Source organism: Methylibium sp. T29-B (assembly GCF_000576225.1).
Lineage (GTDB): Bacteria > Pseudomonadota > Gammaproteobacteria > Burkholderiales > Burkholderiaceae_C > Methylibium > Methylibium petroleiphilum.
Genome location: NZ_AZSN01000269.1, coordinates 1 through 3,011 on the forward strand (window position 1 = coordinate 1; position 3,011 = coordinate 3,011).

Annotated in this window: 3 protein-coding genes and 1 pseudogene; all 4 read left to right on the forward strand. The window is 67.9% G+C overall.

Annotated features, from left to right (window positions below):
• Positions 1 to 304, forward strand: a pseudogene (locus Y694_RS25090) (hypothetical protein); the annotation flags it as partial.
• Between the two features lie 133 nt (positions 305 to 437).
• Positions 438 to 1,817: a DUF1329 domain-containing protein gene (locus Y694_RS20890; RefSeq protein ID WP_036236210.1), complete on the forward strand. Its 1,380-nt coding sequence runs from the start codon at positions 438 to 440 to the stop codon at positions 1,815 to 1,817.
• A gap of 43 nt (positions 1,818 to 1,860) precedes the next feature.
• Complete coding sequence (locus Y694_RS20895; protein WP_036236214.1) at positions 1,861 to 2,793, forward strand: alpha/beta hydrolase; 933 nt, start codon at positions 1,861 to 1,863, stop codon at positions 2,791 to 2,793.
• A gap of 34 nt (positions 2,794 to 2,827) precedes the next feature.
• The coding region (locus tag Y694_RS23840; protein ID WP_197028841.1) for a CoA transferase at positions 2,828 to 3,011 on the forward strand (184 nt) is incomplete at its 3' end.

Genomic DNA, 3,011 nt, shown 5'->3' on the forward strand with positions numbered 1-3,011 from the left:
GGGCGGCGTGGGCAACACCCCGGGCGACAACCCGAGCGGGCAGTCGGGCGGCTTCAACGCGGTGGCGCTGGCGCTGCAGCAGCCCTCGCCGACGCTGGAGTACCGCTTCGACTTCGCGATCCTGACCGACCTCAAGGGCGGCTGGTACGCGCAGCCGGGCGTGAAGTGGAAGCCCACCAAGTCGATCCAGGCCGACCTCTACCTCAACGCCGTGTACTCCCAGAACAAGGGCGAGTACCGCGACTTCGTCGACGGCCTGCAGCACAACAACGAAATCTTCGCCCGCGTGGCTTATCAGTTCTGAGTGTCTAGTCGTGGTGTACGTCGACCCGGCCGCGCAGGGGCCGGCGTTCGACAGCCACATGCACCGGCCGCTCGCGCAGCCGGTGCTTTTTTCTTTGTGCCGTGGCTCTCATAGCGTAAACAAACCCTAGTTCATGGCGCACCTTCTTCGTTTCGATCGCGACTTCAGCCGCCGGGCCTTCCTCGACGCCACCGGCAAGGGACTGCTGCGCGCCGGCGTGTTCGGGTCGGCCTGGACGGCCTTCCTGCGCACCGGTTCGGTCGCGGCGGCCTATCCGGACGAACTGCTGTCGATCGAGGTCTACAGCAAGGGCCGCCTCAAGTCCGGCGACGTGATCGACGCGGGCAACGTGGAACTGGTGAAGGACCTGCTCGACCCGGTCCGCTATCGGCAGATCTCCACGATGGGCCGCAAGCTGGTGCTGGCACCGACTACCACCGACCTGAGCCACCTGAACCCGACGCCCTACCTGGAAGCCACCGCGCGCAACCGCGGCAAGGCGCGTTTCGACGCCACCGGCAACATCGTCACCACCGAAGGCAAGCCCTGGATCGGCGGCAATCCGTTTCCGGAGCCCACGTCGGCGCTGGAGATGTTCGCCGCCCACACGCTGAGCTGGGGCCGCCACGACGTGTCGGTCTATGCCAGCAAGGAATACGACCTCGACCCTTCGGGCAACCTGCAGTACCAGTACTCGTCGGTGTGGGCGGAGATGTCCACGGTGGCGCGCACCGTCATCGATCCCAAGCCCTACTGGGCCGGTGAGCCGGACAAGCTGCGCTACCAGTCGGTGCTGTTCACCGAGCCGGCCGATGCGCGTGGCACCATCTTCCTCAACATCTGGGCCTACGACCAGAACCAGTTCCCGCAGCTCTACGGCTACCTGCCGGCCTTCAAGCGGGTGCGCAGTTTCCCGACCAATCAGCGCTTCGAGCCGCTGGTGGCCGGCGCCGAGCTCTACCTGTCGGACGCCTGGGCGGCCGGCGATCCGTTCCTGACCTGGGGCAACTATCAGGTCGTGCACCGCGGGCCGCACCTCGCAGCGGTCTCGCGCGGCTGGACGTCGACCCATCCGAACTGGGAGCACACCACCCACGGCGGCCCGAAGGGCAACCTGTTCTGGGACCACGCGGTCGAACTGGTACCCGAGGTGATCGTCATCGAGGCCGAGCCGGTGCGTTACCCGCGCGCGCCGGTCGGGCGCAAGCGCGTGTGGTTCGACGCGCGCACGCTTGTGCCGTTCCAGATGGTGTCCTACGACCGTCGCGGCGAACTGTTCCGCCACTTCGACGCGTCCTTCGCGTACTACGACGACGGCAAGGCGCGCGTGATGGACGGCAAGGAGCCCTACTGGTCCTGGGCCACCGTGCATGCCTTCAACGTGCAGACCAACCGCATGACCCGCATCGAGCAGGTGCGCGAGGTGCCGGGCGGCCACTCGATGCGCGTCAACGACCCCAGCGTCTACGACAAGTACCTGACCACTTCCGCGATGCAGCGGCTGGGCAACTGAAGCCCGGTCTCTGCGCTTCTTCACCACCCCCAAGGAGACGACGATGTCACTGGACCCGCAAGTACAAGGATTGCTCGATGCGTTCAAGGCGCAGGGCCTGAAGAGCTTCGAGCAGATGACGGTGCCCGAATCCCGCGAGACTGCCATGGCCTTCGTCGGCCTGGAAGGCGACGAGGAGGCGGTAGCCGATGTGTCGAATCACCGTGTGCCGGTGAAGGGCGGCGACATCGCCGTGCGCATCTACCGGCCAGCGGGCAACGCACCGCACCCGATGCTGGTGTACTTCCACGGCGGCGGCTTCGTGTTCGGCAACCTGGACCTGGTCGACAAGGTGGCGCGGTCGCTGTGCAACGCGTCCAACGCGGCGGTGGTCTCGGTCGACTACCGCAAGGCCCCCGAGCATCCCTATCCCACGGCGCCGGAGGATGCCTACGCCGGCCTGGTGTGGGCGCGCGAGAACGCCGCGAAGCTGGGCCTCGACCCGGCCCGCATCGCGGTGGCCGGCGACAGCGCCGGCGGCAACCTCGCGGCGGTCGTGTCGCAGATGGCGCGTGACCGCAAAGGCCCGAAGATCGCGCACCAGGTGTTGGTCTACCCGGTCACCGACGCGGCGGGCGACTACCCCTCGCGCAAGGAGAACGCCGAAGGCTACCTGCTGACGCAGGGCGCGATGCAGTGGTTCTTCGGTCACTACCTGACCCAGCCCGCGCAGGCGAGCGACGCCTATGTCTCGCCGATCAAGGGCGACCTGAAGGGACTGCCCGCGGCCACGGTGATCACCGCCGGCTACGACCCGCTGCGCGACGAGGGCGATGCCTACGCCAAGGCACTGGCGAAGGCCGGCGTGTCGGTGGACCATGTGCCCAACCCGACGATGATCCACGGCTTCTTCTGGATGAAGGGCGTGATCGGCCACACGCAGAGCATCTACGACCGCATCGGCAGGAACCTGAAGTCTGCGTTCGGGACCGCCTGAGTGTCCGTGTCACGGCGCAGCTGAGGGGGCGGCCATGACGGCAGCGGGGCCGGGCCCCGGCCCGTTGCACGGCGTGCGTGTCGTCGAGGTCGCTGCCATGGGGCCGGCGCCGTTCTGCGGCATGCTGCTGGCCGACCTGGGCGCCGACGTGCTGCGCATCGACCGGCCCGGCGGCGGCGCCCAGGCGGCGTTGTTCGATCCGGCCCGCGACGTGCTGC

Excerpts from the sequence above, each read along its gene's own strand:
- Y694_RS20890 (WP_036236210.1), top strand. The coding sequence starts at position 438 with ATGGCGCACCTTCTTCGTTTCGATCGCGACTTCAGCCGCCGGGCCTTC.
- Y694_RS20895 (WP_036236214.1), top strand. The coding sequence starts at position 1,861 with ATGTCACTGGACCCGCAAGTACAAGGATTGCTCGATGCGTTCAAGGCG.